Consider the following 20669-nt stretch of genomic DNA (forward strand, 5'->3'; position numbering starts at 1 on the left):
CTCCTTGGGCCATCCGTCGCGTTCGAAGGCGGCTAGGTAATTTGGCTGGGGACCCCGATCAATGACCGCAACGGGGCCGATAGCGGACAACATCAACATATCTTCAATGTCAGCGTTACCTTTTTATCCAACGCAATATCCGACAGTCAGATTCCAGCCCCGTTGCGGTCGTTGCTTGCGGGTCCCCAGCCAAATTTTCTTGGGTCGCTTGAGGTTGACTGATGGCTTGAAGGATCGCAGCGGAGACCGCTCAACTTGTTGAGAAGACGTCGATTTTTCGAATTGGAAAGGTCGCCGATTTAGAGCAAAAAAATGGCCTAAAATGGCCCGCCTGGGCGACCTGGATTCTCACGTTATTTCAACGACTTAACGAAATCGCCGTTGAATTTCCCTGTATTTTCCCATCGCGAGCAACCGTGGATGCCATCTTTGTGCCCTGGCTTTGGGCATCAGTCAACAGGACGGGCGAGCGGCAATAATTTCCGCTTCGCGGTCGAAGTTTACCGCCTTAAGACCACCGCGCGCATGGCCGCTATACCCTCCTTAGGTCCGCCGTTCAGCCAAAAGAGACAACACACCAGAAGCGGACGCTCTCTAGTCAACCTTTTGTCCTTGATCACGCGAACAGCAGACGTGTGTGTCCCGCCGACAACCGATAAGATCGCCGCCTCGATGTAATCGGCACTTACCGCTCTTTTTCCAACCGCTAATCTCGCCCAACGCGCGCCTGTTGCGCCGTCGGAGCCAGACAGCCGCCCTAGCTCTCCTGTTCAGCCAGCCACTCGGCCAAAGGAACTTTGATCATGCGCGGCCTCACACTTTCATCGCCGGGCTCTACCAAGGCGACAGGCGCTGCATTCTCATAAAATTCCGGGGGCTTGGATCGCACCCAATCTGCCTGGAATAGATCTTCGAAATATCGCACCGCGCGCGTGTCGTAGATGATCAGGCTTGCATCACGATTGGTCGTCACACCCTGGCTAGACCAGTTATGGCTTCCGATAACGACGACGTCGTCGTCGATGATAATGCCTTTGGTGTGGCAGTGGCGATTGACGCGCACGCGTTCGAGGTCAAAGCCCCGTCGCTGAATATTGGTCGCCACTTGCCGGTCCGTGTCGAAACCATTTCGCCAGATAATTCTGAGGTCCTCGATCGCAGGATCGTTGTGCTTGCGCAGCATGACCTCGATCAGTTCGCGGAAGCCTGGGCGATCGCTCCCGTCTCCGGAGGGCTTAAACGTCTGGTTCTGGAACAGGATGCGCCGCTTCGCCCGCTCCAGCAAATCCAACACGACGTCCGAATAATTGTCCGGTGTGAGCAGCGGATGAACTTTAATCTTGCCGTTGATGGTGACCGATTTACGCTAAACATAAGGTGCTTCGATCTGGGCGACATCGGGCTCCAGATAGTCGATTGGAACCCAGACATATCGCTCGATGATGGGGGCCTCCGGCCGCGCGGTCTGCTTGGCATCTGCTAGATCCTGTTCGATATGCTCTCGGAAAGTTCTGGCAAGGCCGGGGTGATCAACGATCGCGTGCCACTCACGATTAAAGGCATTCCACATTCCGGTGGGCGTTCCTAAGTCTTCACCTTCACCGATAGGTGCCTGATTGGACGATTGCCAGTTTCCCGACGACAGCCAGAATCCGTCATTGTCGCGAACTGCCACTTTGATGTGATAACTGCTTTCGAAAAGTCCGAATGCATTGCTCTTGTAACCCACCGGCCGATAGACCGAAGCCAGAGAGAACGCGAACCGGTCCTTGAGATCTCCCGCAAGCAGGTCGACAACCTCCGCGTCCTTCAAATCATCCTTCTTCGGTCCCTTCTTTTTGAGCGACTCGCCTTCCTGCAACACGAGCGTCATAGTCGCATCTGGTGCCTTCACGCTGGCCCGGACAGCCTCTACGACATGCGGCGCGCCGAAATCATACATGGCAACGGTCAGTGTGCTATTCACCTTCTTGAGGAACGACTTGAGCTCCGGCCATCCGGTATCCGGGCTCGCACACAGCGTTATCGACATGGTGTCCGTGACGGGCTTCAGCTTGCGCTTCTTGTAAGCAGACTGCCAGGGCGCTTCCGATGCCGCCTCCACGTCGATGCCCAAGCTTTCCGATAGCGTCGCCACTGCGACGTCGATCGGATAGCCGTCAATCGAGCCGGGCAACGGCAACAGACCCATCGCGGTGAGTTGGTCCGGTTCGTAGCGCTGCCTGACGGAAACAACGACGACCGGTTCCTTGGTCATTACGCCTCCGGTCACCCTATACCCCGGCTTGACGGCGATCACGTCACGCCGACTGCCGAGCGCCGCGCGGATTGCCGGGACAGCGTCCTCGATCTGCTCCCAAGTCAAGCTGGTGCGGGCCCTCATGTCGGCCGGTCCGGCCTTTGCCGCCATCGTGGCACTGTTCAACATTCCGCTCGGATCGCCAAGTGAGACCGTAATTGTCAAAGGGATCGTAATCTGGACCTCGTTGTTTGCCATTGCGGCTCCTCCCACAGTTGCTACGTCCGGTGTTTGAACAGGCGGCCTTGCTTTAGCTTCGATGATCGGTGGTCGGCGCGCAAAGTCGAGGGCTTGAGTGATGCCCGCCGGCGTGACGGCGAAGTTACGAGACAGGAAAATTCCCGCTCTGTGATGTCCAACGACCTCGCCGCTTTCCAGATCGATGACGGGCGACCCCGAATTGCCTGTCAGCGTCGAGCAGTCGTGCTCGATGTCTGCTGTCAGTTCGTTCATGACGAAACCGGGCGCGATCTGCTTGCGCTCGTAGCCTTTGAAGAAGATCTCGTCCATCAGCTTCTGTTCAGGCAGGAACGGATCGCGGTGCGGATAGCCGATGACGGCGACCGTCTTTCCGACGCTCGACATCTTCGACAGCGGCAATGGGGGTGGTAGAGTTAGCCCCGACCTGCCTTTGATCCGCAAAAGCGCAATATCGGGCAGGTTCATCGGTGCAAGATAGATCACTTCCTCGACACTGAATTCGCGTTCCACGTCGGAGCCGAATTCTTCGGCGAAGTCGACGTCAACCGCTATTGGAATGCGCCGATCGTCCCCCAGCAGAAAGCGCAAGCCGCCGGCCGATCGCTGCACGAAATATTCTGCCACGTGCCGGTTCGTCACCGCGACCTCGGGCGCGATCATCCAAGCTGTTCCGACGGATGGCGCCGCGACATAGTTTGTCAGTTCGACGCGTCCAACCGACGGGATGGTGCGCCGAAGCTGTGACGACGCGGCCACTAGCTTTTCCCGCCACGCGGTGGAAGCCGATTGCGCGAATTCAAGAACGGTATCGCCATCCTTTATCACCAGAACCGGGCGCCCCTGCCGCAACGCAATCGACTCTTCCCGGATACGTGCAGCATCCTGTTCTGCCGAGCGCTCGGATAGTTGTTCGACGACTGGGGTCAATGCAGGCGTGTTCGGAAGTGCTGTTGGTCGAAAGCGATGGTCAAAATCCAGCCGCAGATTGGCCGCCTCAGGCAGCATAACGACGTCGTCAAGGGCTCCGGTTTGTGCAACCCGTTCATCGATACGGCACTGATACCTGGTGACTTGCTGCTCGGCCGCGAGCCGCTTCACCAGCTCCTGGTCGCGCGCATAAGGCGCGCCCAAATTTTTGGCATTCACCTCAACAAGCGTCTTGCCGAGTTCTTTCATGGCGCAGCCCTAACTGGAGAGATACATCATTTGGTTGCATATTCGTACGCGCAAAGTATTTCTGAAGGAAGACACCATTCTAATAAATAATCCTCGACAGCAACGCCTAGACCGGCCGCTGGGTGAAGGCAGCCTTAACCACCCGCGCTATCGCTAGTGTCGGTCTATGTCATGATAAAATAATTGTTTCCGGACGGAATAATTTCGCATCTTTGGGGGGATAGGTAGAATGGTGGATGCAGAGAAGGACAAGCAACAGCTAAAGGACGCCGTTCGTTCCATCATTCTCACGCAGGGCAACGAGTTCATCAAGGAGCTACTGCGCAAGCACAAGATTCAGATCGGCACGAAGAAGGCCGACTTCTCCAAGAACATCTTGGCCGCCATCGACGCTGGCAGTTTGACGAGGCAGATGATCGAGGATTGGCTTTCGGAGGTGGAGGGTTGGGGCAATCAGCACATATACTTGTTTAAGCCGCCAACCCTGCCGAAGGCTGATATCAACGGCAAATTGGAGGCCTCGGACTTCGGCAAGCTCATTGACACGGCCATCAGCTACGGGTTTCCCGAAAGCCTGGAGCTTAGCGCCATTTCGCTGACCGCTGATCACCTGTTCATTGCTTGGCACAAGGGTGCTGGCGGGTGGGAACGGACGCCGTCGAAAGACTTCGAACGGATCGAAGAAGACGAGCGATTCAGGTATCATGCCTACCGAGAGCGGTTTGATCGTTCCGTCGTGCGCTTCGCCTGGCGCTTCACGGACCCATTCTGCGCAGTCATGATCCAACAACCCGTCGAGGGTGACGCACATACAGCTATCCATATACAAGTGCGGGAGGACTTGAAGCACATCGGCCTTTTCGATGCGAATCCCGAGCGTATCCCATTGAGTCAAGCATTCAAGAACATGACCCTGCACAACGATACGGTAGTCCAATCGACCCGAATGATGACGGACGGTGGCCACGTCGATGTCGTCTCTACATTGACCGAGGGCGGCATCGGGGATGTTGAAGCGCTCCTTGAGGCGCGCCGTGGCGTTAACGACCGCAGTTTTGCAGGCGCCGATGGGCAATTCCATTTCCTCCAGACCAAGCATGGTGAACTCAGCCGAAACGTAAAGGTGCAGGGTTACGGCGTTGAGAGCCGCGTGCGCGTGTGGGTGCAGTGTAAACGCGAGGATGTCTATCTGGTACTCGGCGTGATTTGGGCCAATCTATGAGCGAGGCAGAACTACGGAAACAGTTCGGCAGCCGGGCAGTTGACGCGCTGCTGGCTCGGATATGGAGTGGAGCGTCGCCGGAGATCGATCCAAAGCTCTCAGCGGCGCACTTCGGTCTTCAAGAGGAGACAGCGATCGAGCTCTTGGAGGTCGCCTCCATGGCTGGTTTGGTCGAGCGCTGCGAGACTCAACACTGTCCCGCTTGCAACGAGAGGCTTGAGGGGGTGGACTCGGAGGTTGAACTTTGTCCACTTTGCCAAAAGGCATTCTTGGATCACGGCGGGGTCCTGACGAAGGTTTCTTATCGGGTGGAGGCAAATCCCCCGCGCGCGATCCCTTGGGTCATCGTGATCCACGGCTTTAACACCCATGGCGAATGGCAGCAAGATTTCAGTTGGCGCATAGGGAACAAGCTCAAGTATAGTGCCCCAGTCCTGATCTACAAATACGGCCTTATTCGCTTCAGTGTTCTAGTCCGGTGGCGTCATTTCCAACTGGCAAAACAGCTAGGGATGGTTATCCGCTCGGCTATAGCCCATGCCGAAGCAAACCGGATACCTGAGCCGCCGGATGTGATTCTTCATAGTTTTGGGAGCCAACTATTCGTGCAACTGCTCGCTATGCCCGAATTCGACGATCTGAAGTTCGGACGCATAATAGCCACCGGCGCCGTGATCCAACCAAACTACAATTGGGCGGAGCGGGTCTCTCAAGGCCGTCTGGAGGCGGTGCTCTGTCATTGCGGCGGCAAGGATTGGGCGGTTCCTTTCGCGCAATACTTCATTCCGGGGACGGGGCCCGCTGCACGCACCGGATTCACAGACGTCGCCGCGATCAACGTGATGAACGAGGACCACGGTCACGGCGGCTGCTTTGAGCTCAAAGAGTTGGAGGCAAACCTCGCACCTGGAGGTTTGTGGGACCGTTTTTTGCGTCGTCACCCCAGCACGCTCGATGGCGACCCTAAGCTATTTCAACCAGAGGTGTGGCGGCCCATGTGGGCACCCATCCGGGGAGGAGTCCGGGTAGCTGGCGTATGTCTGATGGTCGGGCTCGCAGCCCTTGTATTGACGTGGGTATCTTGGGCATGGCTTGCGGTTATCGGGAGGTTCTTATGACTTCGCTACGCGACAACTTCCGCCTGCTCCTCCGGGAATTTCCGGCATTCCAAGCAATTTCTACGCGTTCGTGGAGGAGTCGGCTGGACCTGAGACGCCAATGTCAGGAATGGGGTCGGCACCCGCCATAACGCCACGACCTGGCAATGGCTGCTTTGCTTAACGCTGCCTGTCTGCCGCCGGCCCTAACACATCGTTGGGCAAGGCTTGTCTTGAGGAAGTCAAACAAGGTCCCCAGTCGTTCCAGGCATCCTTGAGATCTGGACTACGTCACATAGTTTTTAACGCGAAATCGCGCCAAGCATCTGAAAAGGCGTCACGTTTTCCAGTTGGGGATGGTCGTTATCAAAATGGCGGGAAGGGTGCAAAAATGATCGCCTGGGGACCTTGGATTCTCACATGATTTCAAAGGCTTAAAGAAATTTCCTTCAAATTCCCTCTGTTTTCCTGCCGCGGGCGACCGTGGATGCCACCTTTGTGCCCTGGCTTTGGGTATCCGTCAACCAAGCGGGTTTACCGGCAATAATTTCCGCTTGCGGACCTCGCGTTCGGGGCGAGGCGGCCCATAAGGCCCCCGCCAGCTTTGGGCCTTCTGATCGACCGTAGAGCTTGCGTTGGCACTTTCCTGAAAGGAAACATCAGTTCGCAGCGGGCCACCTCGCATCCGTCTGCTTCCAACCACGCTTGATAATTGTCGTGGACGCCGTTGGACGGCTCGCGCGGCGACTGGCCAGCTTAGAGATAACCGGCGGTTGGGAGATATGATCCAGTCAGTCGGCTTGCAGTAACTGTCATATAAGTCGAAATCGCATCAGCGAAACATTGCCCCTTCTACTTCGTTTTCCAGGCATTCGCATGCTCGGCGGTGAAGAAGAGCTTTGCTGAAAACGGCTCCGTGGTTAGCGTCACCGATGCCAATAGGCCTTTGCGACGCTCGACTTCCTTCCCCGACCGGTCCTTGGGAAAAGCCCTCGAGACGCTCTCTGCCACCAAAAGCGCAGCGGATATGGAATCGCGAGAGAGGTCGTCCCCCAATAGGTCGTGGTGGAAGTGGCACAGAATGAGCAGGTTACGAGCGCCGAGATCACCTGCGTTCTGCAGGTGCTGCACATGGTGGGCCTCGATGAGCCGCTTGCGGTATCCCGGCGAGTAAATGTAGGTGCCCGGCGGAGCAACCTTTAGCACGTCATGCGTGCCGAGGCAGGCTTGGCAATGCCAAACGTAATGCTCGTCCTTCAGCGCGCGGATTTGTTCCTGTTCTTCAAGCGAGTTCCGGCGCTCGTCGGTGGCGCTACGCCGAGAAGGCGAATGCCTGAACCGACTGCCGCGGGCGCGCGTGATTGTGGTGATAGGAGTGAAGGGCTTTGGCGACGGGACTTTCGGCGTGATCTCCGACTTGTTGACGCCGTGACCTGGGCGTGGTTCGCCGTTCGCCGGAGTTTCGCCGCCTTGGGAAGCGTCGGGATCCATAGCTCCATCTTCGTCATCGTCATAGAACTCAGGCTCGGCGATCGCCCTCCGATCCCTGGCGGCATTAAGGAGACCCCAGGCGTTCTGCGGACTGGTTCCGGGTTTGAATACATGTCCAGCCAATGCACTATAGAAACCGATCACTGGATCGGTTTCGGCCGTAAGGTAGACGAGGCCCGAGGCGGGATCGACTGCGCTCTGCACTGAAACGGCGAAGCGGCTTCCCGCGACCGAATACGTGGCGGTGAGCGAGTTTCCTATACTCACTCCATTGATGCCGCGTATCAAATTCTTGATGTCATGCTTGACGTCACCAAGAGCCACGCCAAATCTTGGAAGCTTGGCCTTCATGCCGGACGAGACCGACGGGGATTGCAGACGTTGCAGCTCGGTCCGCAGGTGCGTGGGCAAAGGCTGCTGGCCCCTTATCGAGATCGCGATCGGTTGCCCGGCCGCTTGCCGAAGTGAGCGAATGCCTACGCTCTCAAAAGCCGCAAGAACAGAAGGCTGGCTACCTGTCGTGTCGATCGCAAGGCGAAGCTTCTTATCCTTGATTACAGCTTCTCTCAATTCGACAAAGTCGTCCAGGAATACCGATCGTCGATAACTGACCGCTTCATCGACGGTCAGGAGTTCGAACTGTTGGCCTCCACTGCGAACCGGAACACACGGAACGCTTCTCATGGTTTCGGCCCAATTCGCGGGACCACGAGAGTGGTCGCGCCAGTGCCGCAGGATTTGCGGCAAATGTTCGCGTTGCACGGCGGCGGCCTGTGCTCCAAGCCACCTGAAAAACTCCGAGGAATCCCCGGACTTCAACGAGCCCGTAATCACTCCCAGCGCTGCAAGCAGGGTATTGTGACTCGGGACGTCCGAGATTCTATCGATCTTAGTCTTCCAGCGCCCCCAAAGATCGGGTTCAGATTTGAAGGCCAATTCTTCGGCCGCGTGCAGACCAAGACCCACGCGGATGATCTTCTCCGATCCGAGATCGGCGAGGTCGTTTCCGCCGCTCTTGTATTCTTCAAGCCGAATGAACAGTTTCGAGCGGCTAGGATCGGCACGCAACGCCGCGACCAGCGCCTCCGGCAAAGGCCGCGTCCGCGCTCCGAGCGCTCGATACAGATCGATGTACTTGGTCTGGCAGAGTGCTTCCGGAAGCAAGGCGCATTCGGAGACGATTGATGTGGCCGCGTGGAGCGAACTTATCGGCCTCAGTTGGTCATCTTGGGCCAACGTATGATGACCGGAAGCTAACCTGTCGACCGCTATGGCGAGCTTGGTTCGAATTGTTTCCAGATCCTGCTCAAGCCTCATCAAGTCCCCGCGGCAGGAATCAAGATCGCCATCTTCTAAATGCTTTTCCACCTTTCCCGCGAGAAGACGATACCACGCGGCAAATTCCTCATCGGAAGGTCGGGTGCGAAATTTCAGGACGCTCTTTGCCGCCTTGCTCGTGACGAGCGCCATCACCTCTTTGGACGGCTCTTGGCAGACGTCCTTGAGGATTGTGGAGAGGCGGCGGTTCGAAGGACGGCAATAGTCGTCGAGTTTTCTGTGTACTCCATCGATGCCCGGCCAAATCGGGTACCCTGCTATCTCCTTGATGCGCGCCGACTTCACAACGCGCGCATTAGTCCTTAGCCAGTCAAAGAAGCGCTGACGTCCGGCAGGTATGACAGGGTGGAAGTTCCTTTTACGCAGTAGCTCGTCGATGTTGAAAGCGGGGAGTTTGAGTTGCGATGTCGTAAGAATCGGCTCTCGCGACAGCGCTTCGTTCAGGATTTTCGGCTCCTGAATTCCCGGGACCGCAGGAACGCCACCTTCGAGATCTCGACGGATATCGCTCCAGAGATGGAGTTTCCCGTCGCTGGCCGGTAGCTTTCCCCTCTGCCTCAAGTCGGACACGAGATCCTTGGGAAGGGAATCCGCCCTGCGAAGTCGATCGAGAACCTCCAGCGCTGCCTTGTACAGCGAAATCGGCGCGGAAGGTCTTCCCACTTCGCCGTCGATGAAGACCAGATTCGCTGCGACGACTTCATCAAATACATCAATCTCGTCCTTGCAGACACGTGCGACGCGAGAAGCGAGATCCACGGGCGTAGCGGGATGCAATACATCCCGGAAACGCGATGCCAATGCGGACAACTTGTCATCGGGGCGCCCGGCACTTAGAGAGCTGGCGGCGATGGTCAGCCGAGCGCCCGCTTTGGTCGATTTGGCCCCAACTAGCCGACTTCCTGCATTGTAGATACCTTTGGACAGCCCTCCGTGCTCGAAGAGCCAACGCGCCATCTCGTCGGCGCGTGTGCCATCCACGCGTTCGTTGCTTGTGGCAAGGTCGCCCAAAGCCGGACCGTATTTCGCTGCCAGATGTCTACCGGCCGCGATGGCGAATACCCGCCTGCCGGCGTCGACGATGCGGGCGTTACGAGGGTCCTCGCTCAGCGCGTGTCTGGCGCGACCCGCGATGAAGGGACCCGAAATGTCGAACCCGGCCCCGGAAAGCGCTGTGTCGGGAGGAAACGCTATGGGGTATCGCAACAGCCCCAAGGCGGGAATCGGCCGATTGCTTCGCGTGACCCCCCAGGAGACCTCCCCATAAACACGTCGCCCCAGACGAAACAGCCTAGGAATTTTCCCGGCGCCGAGCATATCGTTATCGATAGGAAAGCTGATGCAATGCCGCCGCGAGACAATTTCCGACGGTCCTTCGCCGACCTTCCGCTTGCAGGTCCGCAAGAACACGCCTTTAAAAGCGCCATTCAGCGGTCGGCACTCGTAGGTGAAGGTAACGGGATCTTGGCCCTCACGAGAAAGACAAAGCTCGTACTTCCATGGCTTGCCAGGCGACGATGACGTTATGAAGCGATCGGGCGCCTCGCGAACGGCCTCCTGCCAAAGCGCGTCGAGCTCTTCTACGGAAGGCGGCGTGAGAAAGCTGCTGTCGCCGTCTGGTTTCTTGAGTTTCTCTGTCCGGTAAGCTGTCGTGATGCGTGTGCCTTGAGCGGGCGCGGCGACATCGTCGACCCGGTCCCAGGTCGCGGGATGAAAATGGCCAGGGCGATCCAAATTGCCTCTGACGGTGAGCGATACCTGGGAGCCATCCGACTGCACCACGATCTCATCGCCAAGCAGAAACAGGGCTCTCAGGCCGTGATTTTTCGAACCGATGCCGTCTTTCTTCGCTTCGACCTCGCCTCCCGCTCCAAGGAGATACTCAAGCCGCGCCCAGCCGCCTCCGTCGATGGCCGCCCCGTCGCCCTCCGCGGATATCTTGGACGTATCGAAGGAGATGACAGTGCGCTTTGCTCCAGCATCTAGGTCGTTCTGCACGAGCTCCACCACAAGATCATTCAGGGAGAGATCGGAAAGGAACTGTCCGAACACACCAGAAATGTCGATCTTGGACTTGGGGATACCTCTGTGGATTGATATACTTTCGCCGCTTAAGGTCATCGCGCCCGCCACACTTCCGTCCCTATTCATCCAACATTCTGCCTAATGTCACGAAAGCCAGAGCGGCAATGGTTTCCGCTGTCCGTAACAAAGTATTTGATGAGCCGCACGGCGCGCAGCAACTTTATGTTTGCATTTCGGACCTTCGAGCTAACTGTGCCTTGTAAAGCCGAACATTTGACCGTTCAGCTTCTCGCGAAGCAGTACGAACTCGGTACCAATAGGCGTCGAAGCGGCTCGGTTACGGTTCACAATTTCGTTGCATTTCAAAAATCGCAATCAGTAGCTCGTCAACATTCCCAGCAGATGTAGATATACGCCCGTCCACGAGATGCGGAATATCGTTTTTCTCCTCCCCGTTATAGCTTTCGCGGAACCGTTCGATTGATGCGCCATCCAGTGGAATGACGGCGTCTCTCAAGCGTTCGTAGGCCAATACGACAAAGTTGAAGATGCAAGGATTTATGTTCACCACTGGTCCATACCAATGGAAAAAATCTTGGCAGGCGCGCCGTGTGGCATCTTTATGACGATCCATTGTTTCTTCAATCGCCGCCTCTACGGAGGTGCGTTGTACCAGGCACAAATCCATAAGGTCCGTTGTGACCGGATAGTCACCTATGGGTACCAAAGCAACGAAATGTCTCAATTCCTGATGGTGATGGAAGTAGTTCCGCAGGCATTTCAGTGCCGCAAATTGACCGACATCGAAAAAATCCTGATTGGCGCTAACCTTTAAGCGATCGTTTAGACTGTGGGTCGCCTCCAGAAAGGAGAACAGCGTATCTTCGTCAGGTTCAATGCAGTGGCGTTCATACAGTCGGAAGAAGCGCTCCGACGCAGCGGCTGTGTTTGCAATATCAGTATTTGACATGCTAGCCTTTTTCCTCATCGCTATCATGAGACTGTATGGTCGGCGACTACGTGCAAATCCAGTTACTGATGCCAGCCGGAAATTGTTTCCGCTACCGGGTATCGCGATCAAGTGGCATCATATCCGGGATTGGACGCGAAGGAGAGATCTCTTGAATGAGGTGATGGGAACGACGTTTCATGAAGACGGTAAGTGGTTTCTCAGACATGAAGGAGGAGCAGGCAACAAAGTGCCGTTACTCGGCCCCAAGGATGTCCTAGGTGATTTGCGGGACGGTCAGGCCCAAATATTCGAAGGTTCCTACAGTCGCGATCACCGAGGTGTCGTTGTAGCTGCTCATGTAGTAGCCATAAAACGTCATTGAGGAAGCTGGCGCCGATTCACGAATCACCGTAATCGAGCCTCAAGGCGCTCCAAGAAACCTTCCGGATAGCGCAATCGGCTTTCTTGAGCTCTTTTTACGAAGCCCGAAAGGGCGCGGTTGGACAGATCAGTCCACGAGTATTCTCCATGGGAGATTCGGCCCAATACAAGAGAGCTCGGCGCTTCCTGAACGTTGACGGCGAGGCGTAGGCCTCGTCCATCTCCCCAAGCGGCCAACGGCCAGGTGGGATTGGCGGGCATTGGCGACGATAGCTTTCGATCCCAAGGCGCTGGTGAAGCCATTTTTTCGCCAATCCACCGAATGACGGGTACGCTCACCGCATTGCCAACCAACCCCCAGCGCAGCCGTGGAGGTGCGGCTTCTGTCCAGCCTTCCGGAAATCCCTGGAAACGCTCTGCCGTTTCAATGGAAGGGATCTTCACGCCGCCATCCGGAAAAAGCACGGCCGGCGGCGAAGGAATCCCAATTGATGAGCCCGTCTTTAGAGTGGGTATCGCATCGACGGTTAAGCCGTGGCCGCTTCTGCCCTCCGTCCAGTAGAAGCCAAGCGGCAAGGATTGAATTGGCGTCACCTCAGGCAGAGCCATCCCGGCATCGGAAAGCAGAACCTCACCTGGGTCCATCTCCCGGGAGGCAATGAAATAAAAGCGTCGGCGCCTCTGAGGGAGGCCGAAGGCGCGGCTGTCTAACGTACGGTATGCCCATGCATAGCCAAGCTGCTCCGCCGCGTGCATGAGGTAAAGGAGGACCCGGCCGCCGTGCACGAAACGGATCGACTGCACGTTCTCAAGCAGTATATGCGCGGGACGAGTCGCGGCGGCGAGGCGGAACACATGTTCAACAAGAGCGGATCTCGTGCCTGCAAGCCCTCGCTGCCCGCCGACGATAGAAACATCCTGACAGGGGAACCCTGCTACCAAAGCATCGGCAGCCCGGACGTCGCCTGGGTCGATGTCCTTGATATCTTTAATAAGCGGAATGTCGGGAAAACGGTGCTGGAGGAGCTCTTGGGCGCCGATTGCGACGTCGTTCACCAGAATGGCTTCATGCCGATCGCTGAAGCCTACCTCGAAACCGCCTGCACCGCTGAAGAGACTAGCTATTCGCATCAGGCAAGTTCAATGTCGGGCAGGAGACAATCTTGAACAACCGACACTGGCGTCTGTTTCGTTTGCTTGCCCCATAGCTTTACTATTTCCGAAGCCATAGTTTTCAACCGCCTGAGCTGGGCGTCGCGCAGATTTGCCACTCCATGTGCTCCCGATTGAGATTGTGGCCACGTATGCGGGAAAAATTCTGAGAGCACGAGGTCCATGCAGTCGGTCGGCAGCACCGTTGCTAGCGGGAACCGGGGTACGGCGAGCGGAACTCCGACGTTCCGCTTCATGTATTCTTCCGCCATCTGAAGGTGGACATGCGGACCCAATTGCTTGCCGTCCCTTAGGTCCACATGAAACTGCATGATCGATGCGTTGTCCGAGGCATTCCTCACATTGAACTGTGTACACATCGAATTGACGAGCCAGATCTTTTTCTTTCTCGTGTCTTCGCACCGAGCGAACTCCGCCTCGAACCACCAGTCAATGTAAACAGGGTCGGACGCACTCGGTTTTCTCCTGTCATATGAATCGGCAATAATCGTCGAAACAACATTTCTTGGGATCCATTTAAATGCTTCGCGCTTATTGTCGATGCCGTCTTCCAGCGTTGTCTTCAAATCATTCAATGTGGGCTTGGATGCGTGATCAACAAACTGATCAAATGCCTTTATCCAATGATCGAACTCCTGACGGTAATTCTGCAGGTTTATCTTCATTCTTCGACTTCCAGAAGCTCGCGATCCTCATACACGACCTTGGCGCGAAGCTTCCTGTCGTCACGCGCCGCATCTACGCGCACCCATGCCGGCTCGATGCCGGCTGGAAAGTCTTCGTCGGTTACCCGCACGCAATCACGGGCTTCCGCAATTTCATCAGTTTCGATCAAGTCAGCGTCAGACACGAGCACTGGTTCCGACTGTGTCAGCCAATCAACCGCGGCAGTCTCGGCAAAGGCCTCCAAGGCGGGGCGGAAGCCTTCTGCCTCCTTTGAGAGGTGCCATGCAAAATCATCTATTCCTGCTCGCCACCATCTCGGCCCCAGAAAGTTTGAAAGCGGCCCCTCGTATTTTGACGCGGCAAGCTTTTCTTGAAGCGCGTCACGAGACTTACTTTCTTCCACCACCTGAATAAGCCTCCTAAAGCTTTCGGGTGTCATCTGAAGGCGAAGCGCCGCCTGCCTGTCTGTCAGTAGGAATGATGGAAAAGGCAGAACGTGAACGAGTAGCCAGCTTACGACGGCCTGCGCTTTCATCGCAGCGGACTTATTCGAGACTTCACGTGGTGGCCGGGAGCGATCGATATGGCGCATCGCACTATTCGCCCACTCTGATCCGCTAGGAACACGAAGGACATCAAAGCAAAGGTTGGAAAGATCAACAATCCCGAGGTTGGCCTCGCTCGAATCAGTAAGTATCAAACTTTCCGCGATGTTCAAAGAAGCGTCCGCCAATTGCTTAATGCGATCCGCTGTATCTTTTGTCTTCGGTCCGAGCCACTCAACGCCATGTTTTTGCGCTATCACGTGGCGCCGCTCTTCACGCCCTAAAGGCTCCTTGAGAGCTTTTCCAAGATCGTTGCTCACAACAACCGTCGTCGGCCGGCCCCCCAGCTCCGATGTCCACTTCGGTAACAGACTGAGTCCGTTCTCATCGCTGTAGCCGGCGCGATCAGGATGTATCAAGTAGAAATCAAAAAGCCAGAGCACGGCCGTGTCTGCGACGCCGAACGCTTTTTCAATGCCCCTCCCGTCGTCGAATTCAAAATCCAGTATTCTCTTGCGAATGGTTTCAGCCTTCGCAAGGAATTCTTCAGGTACGTCATCAACGTAAACAATATCGGACATCGGATTACCTAACTGGAATCTTGAAACGAATGGACGTCGCGAAACCAGGCGGAGGCGCGACAAAATCGATGTCACCACCATATTCCTGCACGAAGGCGCGAGTGATGGTGAGGCCCATTCCCATTCCCTGCCCGAGAATGGCATCGGGACGTTCGGTCGTGGACTGGAACGCGTCGAAAAATCGGCGGGCGCGGGAGAGATCCACACCGGTTCCCGTATTGCTCATTTGCACTTCGCAGAACCCGTCTCGGTCTCTTGCCGTGACCTCAATCCGGCCTCCATCATCGGTGAACTTTACTGCATTCGACAGAAGGTTGATGAAGATGCCCGATATTTCGGACGGGAACATTGGCGGCGTCCGGAAGTCGGCGGAAATAGTGTTGACGACGGTAATGCCCTTCTGTTCGATCCTGGTATCGAAGAACAAACGGACGGCCTCGAAGTGTTCGCGCAGCAATATCCGTGCCCGTCGGCTGCGTCCTTCGAAGCTTGTCGCGTCGACCAGATAGATTGCATTGCGCCGGATGCGATCGGCGAGGTCCAGTGCGCGCTGCCTTGTCTTGCGAATTGCCGAGCGCGTGCGTGCGAGATCTTCCATCGTGAGGGCATCTTCCAGCTCGCGTGCCAGGACTGAGATCTGCAGGCCTACAGAATTGATTTCATGCACGAAGGCAGCGAGCTCCGTCCCCAACGAAGCAAGAACCCGCCACTGAACCGCTTCGCTGCCGAACTGATCGGCCATCTCCCTGATCTCGCTTAGGCTTGGCTGAAGTTCCTTCGCCTCGCGCGCCACTGTCTGGAAATCATTGCGCTCGACAGCCTGTGCAATACTAGAGAATTTGCGCTCGATCTCGATTGCATTGTCCCGTACCCGAAATGCGGTCGGTGTCTCGTTGACATCCGAGCGATTGGACGCGTTCCTCTGTGCAAGCTTTGTCTCTGGCCTCACCTCCTTAGGCTTGTTTCGCGCCAAGGACCTGAACCTGACGATGAGATCAACCGCTACCCGCGTCCACTCGGCGATAAAATCCAGGGCTGCTCCCGGCAGGAATCCTTCTCGGCTCACGACCATCTCCAGACCCGGACTGCTGGACCTTTGCAGGAATACAGCCCCTAGATAGGCCTTGTTGCCCTGTGTGCTGACCCCTTCTGTGTCGATGCCCTGTGGCAGATCGTCAGCCCTAAGTATTGCCAATCCGGTCAACGTACGTCTGACTCGCGATAGGTAATCGTGGTCCAATTCGAGCCAGTCATTGCCCTGCTCGCCGTAGGGCGATACGCGAAATCCCTCCATAAACAAACGGACACCCGAGACCTCCGGCGGCCAAATACCATTTGATTTTTGAAGAATTCTTCCGGTGAAAGATGGTCCAGCATTCTTTCCTAGAAGCTTTTCGAATCGAAAACCTTCCGCATCGGGCACGTCGCGAAGCTCTCTTGCCGTAGGCGCCAAAGCGATCGCCAGCTTCCCGGTCTCGCGATCGAAAGAGACCTCCGCAATCCAGTTGGCCGCGGCAGCATCCTCAGGAAGTAGTCGATCCCCGACGCTCAGATCTCCGCCGAAAACCACCTCAAATCCGGGATCACTTGAATGGAGGTCGCGTATCGGCAGCTCATCGAAGAGCAGCATCTCGGACACAGCGCCATCCGGCAGTTTCTTCCAGGTGAGAGGCAAGGGCGCAAGGGTGGCGGCTTCCTTCAAAAAGCTTGAGCGGATGCGTCCGGACCAAGCTGTCCGCAAGGGCGCAATGGACAGCGTCGTGCCGCTTGAAGGCTTTGTGGGTTGGGCGCTCTCGACAACGGTCACAGCACCGGAGGCCGGTATCTGATCTAGTGTTTCCAGCTTCTCGATCGCGCGCCAGTCTATACGAGCCTTTACCTCCGAGATTGCGGGCGGTAGAGCGGTAGCACCTCTTTGCACAGGTCCCGCCTTGCGCGACTGAACCTCTACCTCCATGCCGAGCTTGTGAGAAGCAAGGCGACCGACTCCCTTCTCCCCAGTATATCGGCGCCCGAATACAGGGGAGCGGCGATCGCCGTCGTTCTTCGTACGGCCGGCAATTGTCAGGAAGCCGCGGCGGAATTCGTCCCCATTCATGCCGACGCCGTCGTCGGCCACGATGATGCGGCCATTTTCAGCGTCGCCGAGGTTCAAGCCGGTGACGGTTACCAACGTGGCATCCGCGTCGTAAGCATTCTTGATCAGTTCGACGAGAGCGATGCTTTCCTTCGATACCAGTAGCTGGCCAAGCTCTTGAAACAGCTTGGTATCGACGCTGAACCCCGTCATCTAGACCAATTCCGCCTTGCAAACGGGCACGCTTTCCGGTCGCTTCTCATATAATCAATCCCCAACTCTTCACGCGTCTTTTTGGCTGTCTTCAGCGAGTGGTATTGTTATAAGCTGCCGATGGAAATTGCCAGAGGAATGAGTAATGGACATGCACGCAGCGATAGAGCAATTGCACGATCGTTGCGCGATATACACGTCCAGCCCGACCGCTGCGCGTTTGCTCGATTTGATTGGATGGACTGCAAGCGCAGACCTTTCTAAGGCTGTGCTCCTCGAACCCTGTGCCGGAGAAGGTTCCATCCTCTTGGAAGGTGCACGCCGCCTTCTGCAGTCTTTGCGAGGCAAGGGTCGAATACCTACGTTGGTCGATCTCGAACCTCGGATCAAAAGTTTCGAACTCCACCCGGGGGCCGCAGCGACCTTGCGCCGGCTACTTCGAGAACTGCTGATTGAGGAAAGACTTTCTCTGAAACAAGCGGACCAACTCGTCCTGCAATGGGTGAGTGAACGCGATTTCCTGTTGGAAAATCCCGGCCGCGCTACTCACGTTGCGGCAAATCCGCCCTACGTCCGGTGGAAGAACCTCCCTCCTATTCTGGCGCGTCTGTATCGCGAGAACCTGCCGACGGTGAGCACGCGCGGGGACCTGTCGGTCGCGTTTCTGAATAAGATGCAGCAATGGGCTGGCGATGGCGGTTCAATCGCGGCGTTGACGAGCGACAGATGGATGTTCGCTCAATATGGAGAAGCCTTTCTGAAAGACACCAAATCGAGAGGCTGGAACATCACTGTGGTCGACGAGCGACCGTCCGATCCATTTATGAAAACGGTGGGTGCCTACAGCGCGATCGTACTGCTGACGCAAGAGAACGGTCCCGTTCGTTACCTGCCCTCAACCACAAGAGACAAGGCCCTACGCATTCAGCTCAAGCTCCTTGAGCGACATGGAAGCCTCCACGAGGCTGGCTGTATTGTTCGCGTTGGTCCAGCTTTAGGTGCCGGGCGGACCTTCATACTTGAGCCAGATGACAATACCGAAGTGGAGGCTGATCTAGTTCGCCCTTTCCTTGAGCGAAAGGATTTGGTCGGGTCGACGGTTGATACTGCCCGCCTTAGGGTCGTAGTCCCCTACGATCTCAACGGCGTTCTGATTGACCCGTCGGATTGGCCGGGCTTTGGAAAATGGATCGGCGGCAAACGGGACGCTCTGAGTAAAAGAAGTCATTTTAGAGAGAAAGATCAGTATTGGCGGACGATCGATGCGGTGCCAGATTTGTGGTCCACGGGTCCCAAGCTGTTAATGCCAGAACTATGCAATAGACCGTTCGTTACGATTGATCGAACGATCGCAATTCCGGCCCATTCAATTTACGCGGTATGGCCGGGAGAGTGGCCGATAGAGATTCTTCAGCGTGTGCTGAACAGCGGTTTGCTTGAAATAACCGCGAAAGCCGAGGCTCCTGCTCTGAAGCAGGGATGGATGAGATTCTACAAGCGGTTTCTGCTAAGGACGCCGCTGCCGCAATGGGGGCAATTGTCGCGTGGCGAGCGTGAAGGGCTTGCCAGCGAGGCAACTGGTCAATTCGAACAGATTTTCGAAGACCTGTTTGGATTTGCTCCGGGCGTTATATCCCTGGAATGAAAAGTCCGGACATATTCTCAGATGTCCCTGACCAGCGTCGCCAGTTAATGGCGAAGGTCAAAGGGACTGATACCAAGCCAGAAATGCTAGTCAGGCGAGCGGCACACGGTTTAGGGTTTCGATATCGGCTACATGACCGAAGATTGCCCGGAACGCCCGATCTTGTCTTTCCTCGGCTCAAGACGGTCATTTTCGTTCATGGATGCTTCTGGCACCGCCATACAGGATGCTCAAAAACCACAACTCCGAAGACCCGTACCGATTACTGGCAGAAGAAATTCGCTGATAATGTGCAGCGGGATTGTGTTAGCCAGGCTAAGCTCAAAGCACTTGGTTGGGAGGTCCTCATTATATGGGAGTGCCATACCAAAGATCGTGAGCTGACCAAACAGGTTGGCATGTTACTTTCCCCTCAGACGACGTAAGTGCTCTGTCGTTCGGCCGGAAATCATTTCCGCTTCCTTTTTCTTTGAACACCTGCTTGCGGTGATATCGCAGAAACTGCGAATGCGGCCTCTCGTCCTCACGTGCCGGCACAAGCAGGCGTCGCTCCGGATTAATGAGCCTTGTGATGGTATCCGGAACGCCGCCACCCGCGATCAGCAGGCTGTAATCGTCATCGACCGAAATCAGGCCGCGGTCGAACATCCAGTGCACGGTTCCGGATAAGGCCAGACCATTCCGAACACTATCCGGCCCACCATCTGCTACCGGACGGATGTGTGCTGCTTGGACCTCCGAGCGGCCGCCGCCATTGATCAGCTTCAGGCCGGTGACGCCGCAAGTGTCCTGGTAGGCCGCCTTGATCGCCACAGAAAACGCTCGGTCCCGGAAGGGGCGCTGTAGCACTTGGGAGACGATCCGTCGGTCTGTGCTGTCGACCTCGTAGGGCATCTGCGGATTTTCACCAAACCCAAGACGCGCCTCCTCGGCCGGATCGGGCGCCGGTCGCTCGCGGTCTCGTCGACCAAGCACATGCGCGAAGCCGGCGGCGAGGATCAGGTCGTATTCTTCATCCGGGATGTTGCGGACGGCGCGCCCGAAGGCGCCCTTGTTCGTTGAGCCGTCCTCCTTGCGCAGGCCGCTCTCATAATAGTGGTCAGCCTCCTTGAACGGCACGGCGTGGTCGAACTGCAGAAAGTCCTCGATTAGCGCATAGAAATGGTCGGCCTTTGAGGGGTCCTCGATGATGTCGGAGATCCTGGCCGTCGCGAAATAAGCCTGCTTGCCACCCGTCTTCATGAGATCACCGCTGGGCCGCCGTGGCTCGTAGTAGACGATCCAGTCTCCCCGCGCGGCCTCCACCTGGCGCAGGTAGGTGCGCGGGAAATGATACCGCTGCTCCGGAAGGTCGTCGTAGGTCGGGTCGACCTTGGTCGTCAGGATTGCCTTTGCCATGAGCGCGCTCTTTCATGCTGACGAGTTGCGGCAGTCCGTCCTGGCTACCAGGCCGGGCGGAGTGTTGAAAGGGGGCGCGTGGGGCCACATGGGCCGAAAAACGCCTCAGGTGTCACTCGTATTAAGTGTAGGCTTTTCTTGCCTCAATGAGAAGCAAGATTCCTCTACCGGGGGCTCAAAAGGACCGTT

The 20669-nt window shown here is 56.5% G+C and carries 13 protein-coding genes; 4 read left to right on the top strand and 9 right to left on the bottom strand.

The genetic code is table 11. From position 1 onward, the window contains the following. Window positions 1-757: 757 nt before the first annotated feature. Both C5J22_RS15575 and C5J22_RS15580 read right to left on the bottom strand, forming a co-directional pair. Entirely contained in the window at window positions 758-1291 is a 534-nt protein-coding gene (locus tag C5J22_RS15575; RefSeq protein ID WP_172746647.1) for a phospholipase D-like domain-containing protein, read from the bottom strand. 75 nt (window positions 1292-1366) lie between these two features. Then, entirely contained in the window at window positions 1367-3676 is a 2310-nt protein-coding gene (locus C5J22_RS15580) for a trypsin-like peptidase domain-containing protein (RefSeq protein ID WP_105438955.1), read from the bottom strand. Window positions 3677-3905: 229 nt separating this feature from the next. Here C5J22_RS15580 and C5J22_RS15585 point away from each other — a divergent pair, with 229 nt between their 5' ends. Further along, window positions 3906-4898, top strand: a complete 993-nt coding sequence (locus tag C5J22_RS15585; RefSeq protein ID WP_105438956.1) for a hypothetical protein — start codon at window positions 3906-3908, stop codon at window positions 4896-4898. After that, window positions 4895-6016: a hypothetical protein gene (locus tag C5J22_RS15590; protein ID WP_105438957.1), complete on the top strand. Its 1122-nt coding sequence runs from the start codon at window positions 4895-4897 to the stop codon at window positions 6014-6016. Before C5J22_RS15585 ends, C5J22_RS15590 begins: the two co-directional genes overlap by 4 nt. An 831-nt stretch (window positions 6017-6847) precedes the next feature. On the opposite strand, the gene C5J22_RS15595 is transcribed toward C5J22_RS15590, so the two are convergent. The 6 genes from C5J22_RS15595 to C5J22_RS15620 all read right to left on the bottom strand — a co-directional run bounded on the left by C5J22_RS15595 (window position 6848) and on the right by C5J22_RS15620 (window position 17437). After that, window positions 6848-10957, bottom strand: a complete 4110-nt coding sequence (locus C5J22_RS15595; RefSeq protein WP_172746648.1) for a hypothetical protein — start codon at window positions 10955-10957, stop codon at window positions 6848-6850. Between the two features lie 229 nt (window positions 10958-11186). Then, complete coding sequence (locus C5J22_RS15600; protein WP_105438959.1) at window positions 11187-11819, bottom strand: hypothetical protein; 633 nt, start codon at window positions 11817-11819, stop codon at window positions 11187-11189. Between the two features lie 387 nt (window positions 11820-12206). Continuing rightward, window positions 12207-13313 carry a DNA cytosine methyltransferase gene (locus C5J22_RS15605; protein WP_105438960.1) on the bottom strand — a complete coding sequence of 369 codons (1107 nt, stop codon included), beginning with the start codon at window positions 13311-13313 and terminating at the stop codon, window positions 12207-12209. Then, window positions 13313-14020 (bottom strand): hypothetical protein, encoded by a 708-nt coding sequence (locus C5J22_RS15610; protein ID WP_105438961.1) that lies wholly within the window; start codon window positions 14018-14020, stop codon window positions 13313-13315. The genes C5J22_RS15605 and C5J22_RS15610 overlap by 1 nt, the downstream gene beginning before the upstream one ends. After that, a complete protein-coding gene (locus tag C5J22_RS15615) occupies window positions 14017-15147 on the bottom strand; it encodes a hypothetical protein (RefSeq protein WP_105438962.1) in 1131 nt (376 codons plus the stop codon). The genes C5J22_RS15610 and C5J22_RS15615 overlap by 4 nt, the downstream gene beginning before the upstream one ends. 4 nt (window positions 15148-15151) lie before the next feature. Then, on the bottom strand, window positions 15152-17437 hold the full coding sequence (locus tag C5J22_RS15620; RefSeq protein ID WP_105438963.1) for an ATP-binding protein: 2286 nt from the start codon (window positions 17435-17437) through the stop codon (window positions 15152-15154). A gap of 145 nt (window positions 17438-17582) precedes the next feature. Here C5J22_RS15620 and C5J22_RS15625 point away from each other — a divergent pair, with 145 nt between their 5' ends. Together C5J22_RS15625 and C5J22_RS15630 are read left to right on the top strand one after the other, a co-directional pair. Further along, the gene (locus C5J22_RS15625) at window positions 17583-19082 is read left to right on the top strand and encodes an Eco57I restriction-modification methylase domain-containing protein (RefSeq protein WP_105438964.1); all 1500 of its coding nucleotides are present in this window, start codon (window positions 17583-17585) and stop codon (window positions 19080-19082) included. Then, a complete protein-coding gene (locus C5J22_RS15630) occupies window positions 19079-19507 on the top strand; it encodes a very short patch repair endonuclease (RefSeq protein WP_105438965.1) in 429 nt (142 codons plus the stop codon). The genes C5J22_RS15625 and C5J22_RS15630 overlap by 4 nt, the downstream gene beginning before the upstream one ends. Here the strand turns inward: C5J22_RS15630 and C5J22_RS15635 are convergent. Then, the gene (locus C5J22_RS15635; protein WP_245440400.1) at window positions 19431-20480 is read right to left on the bottom strand and encodes an HNH endonuclease; all 1050 of its coding nucleotides are present in this window, start codon (window positions 20478-20480) and stop codon (window positions 19431-19433) included. The genes C5J22_RS15630 and C5J22_RS15635 overlap by 77 nt on opposite strands. Between the last annotated feature and the right edge of the window lie 189 nt (window positions 20481-20669).

This window comes from Neorhizobium sp. T25_13 (assembly GCF_002968675.1).
Taxonomy (GTDB): Bacteria; Pseudomonadota; Alphaproteobacteria; order Rhizobiales; family Rhizobiaceae; genus Neorhizobium; species Neorhizobium tomejilense.

Bases quoted from the DNA above. Each gene is read 5' to 3' on its own strand.
- C5J22_RS15635 (WP_245440400.1), bottom strand. From the start codon at position 20,480: ATGGCAAAGGCAATCCTGACGACCAAGGTCGACCCGACCTACGACGAC.
- C5J22_RS15630 (WP_105438965.1), top strand. From the start codon at position 19,079: ATGAAAAGTCCGGACATATTCTCAGATGTCCCTGACCAGCGTCGCCAG.
- C5J22_RS15585 (WP_105438956.1), top strand. From the start codon at position 3,906: ATGGTGGATGCAGAGAAGGACAAGCAACAGCTAAAGGACGCCGTTCGT.
- C5J22_RS15590 (WP_105438957.1), top strand. From the start codon at position 4,895: ATGAGCGAGGCAGAACTACGGAAACAGTTCGGCAGCCGGGCAGTTGAC.
- C5J22_RS15620 (WP_105438963.1), bottom strand. From the start codon at position 17,437: ATGACGGGGTTCAGCGTCGATACCAAGCTGTTTCAAGAGCTTGGCCAG.
- C5J22_RS15580 (WP_105438955.1), bottom strand. From the start codon at position 3,676: ATGAAAGAACTCGGCAAGACGCTTGTTGAGGTGAATGCCAAAAATTTG.
- C5J22_RS15625 (WP_105438964.1), top strand. From the start codon at position 17,583: ATGGACATGCACGCAGCGATAGAGCAATTGCACGATCGTTGCGCGATA.
- C5J22_RS15615 (WP_105438962.1), bottom strand. From the start codon at position 15,147: ATGTCCGATATTGTTTACGTTGATGACGTACCTGAAGAATTCCTTGCG.
- C5J22_RS15610 (WP_105438961.1), bottom strand. From the start codon at position 14,020: ATGAAGATAAACCTGCAGAATTACCGTCAGGAGTTCGATCATTGGATA.
- C5J22_RS15600 (WP_105438959.1), bottom strand. From the start codon at position 11,819: ATGTCAAATACTGATATTGCAAACACAGCCGCTGCGTCGGAGCGCTTC.
- C5J22_RS15605 (WP_105438960.1), bottom strand. From the start codon at position 13,313: ATGCGAATAGCTAGTCTCTTCAGCGGTGCAGGCGGTTTCGAGGTAGGC.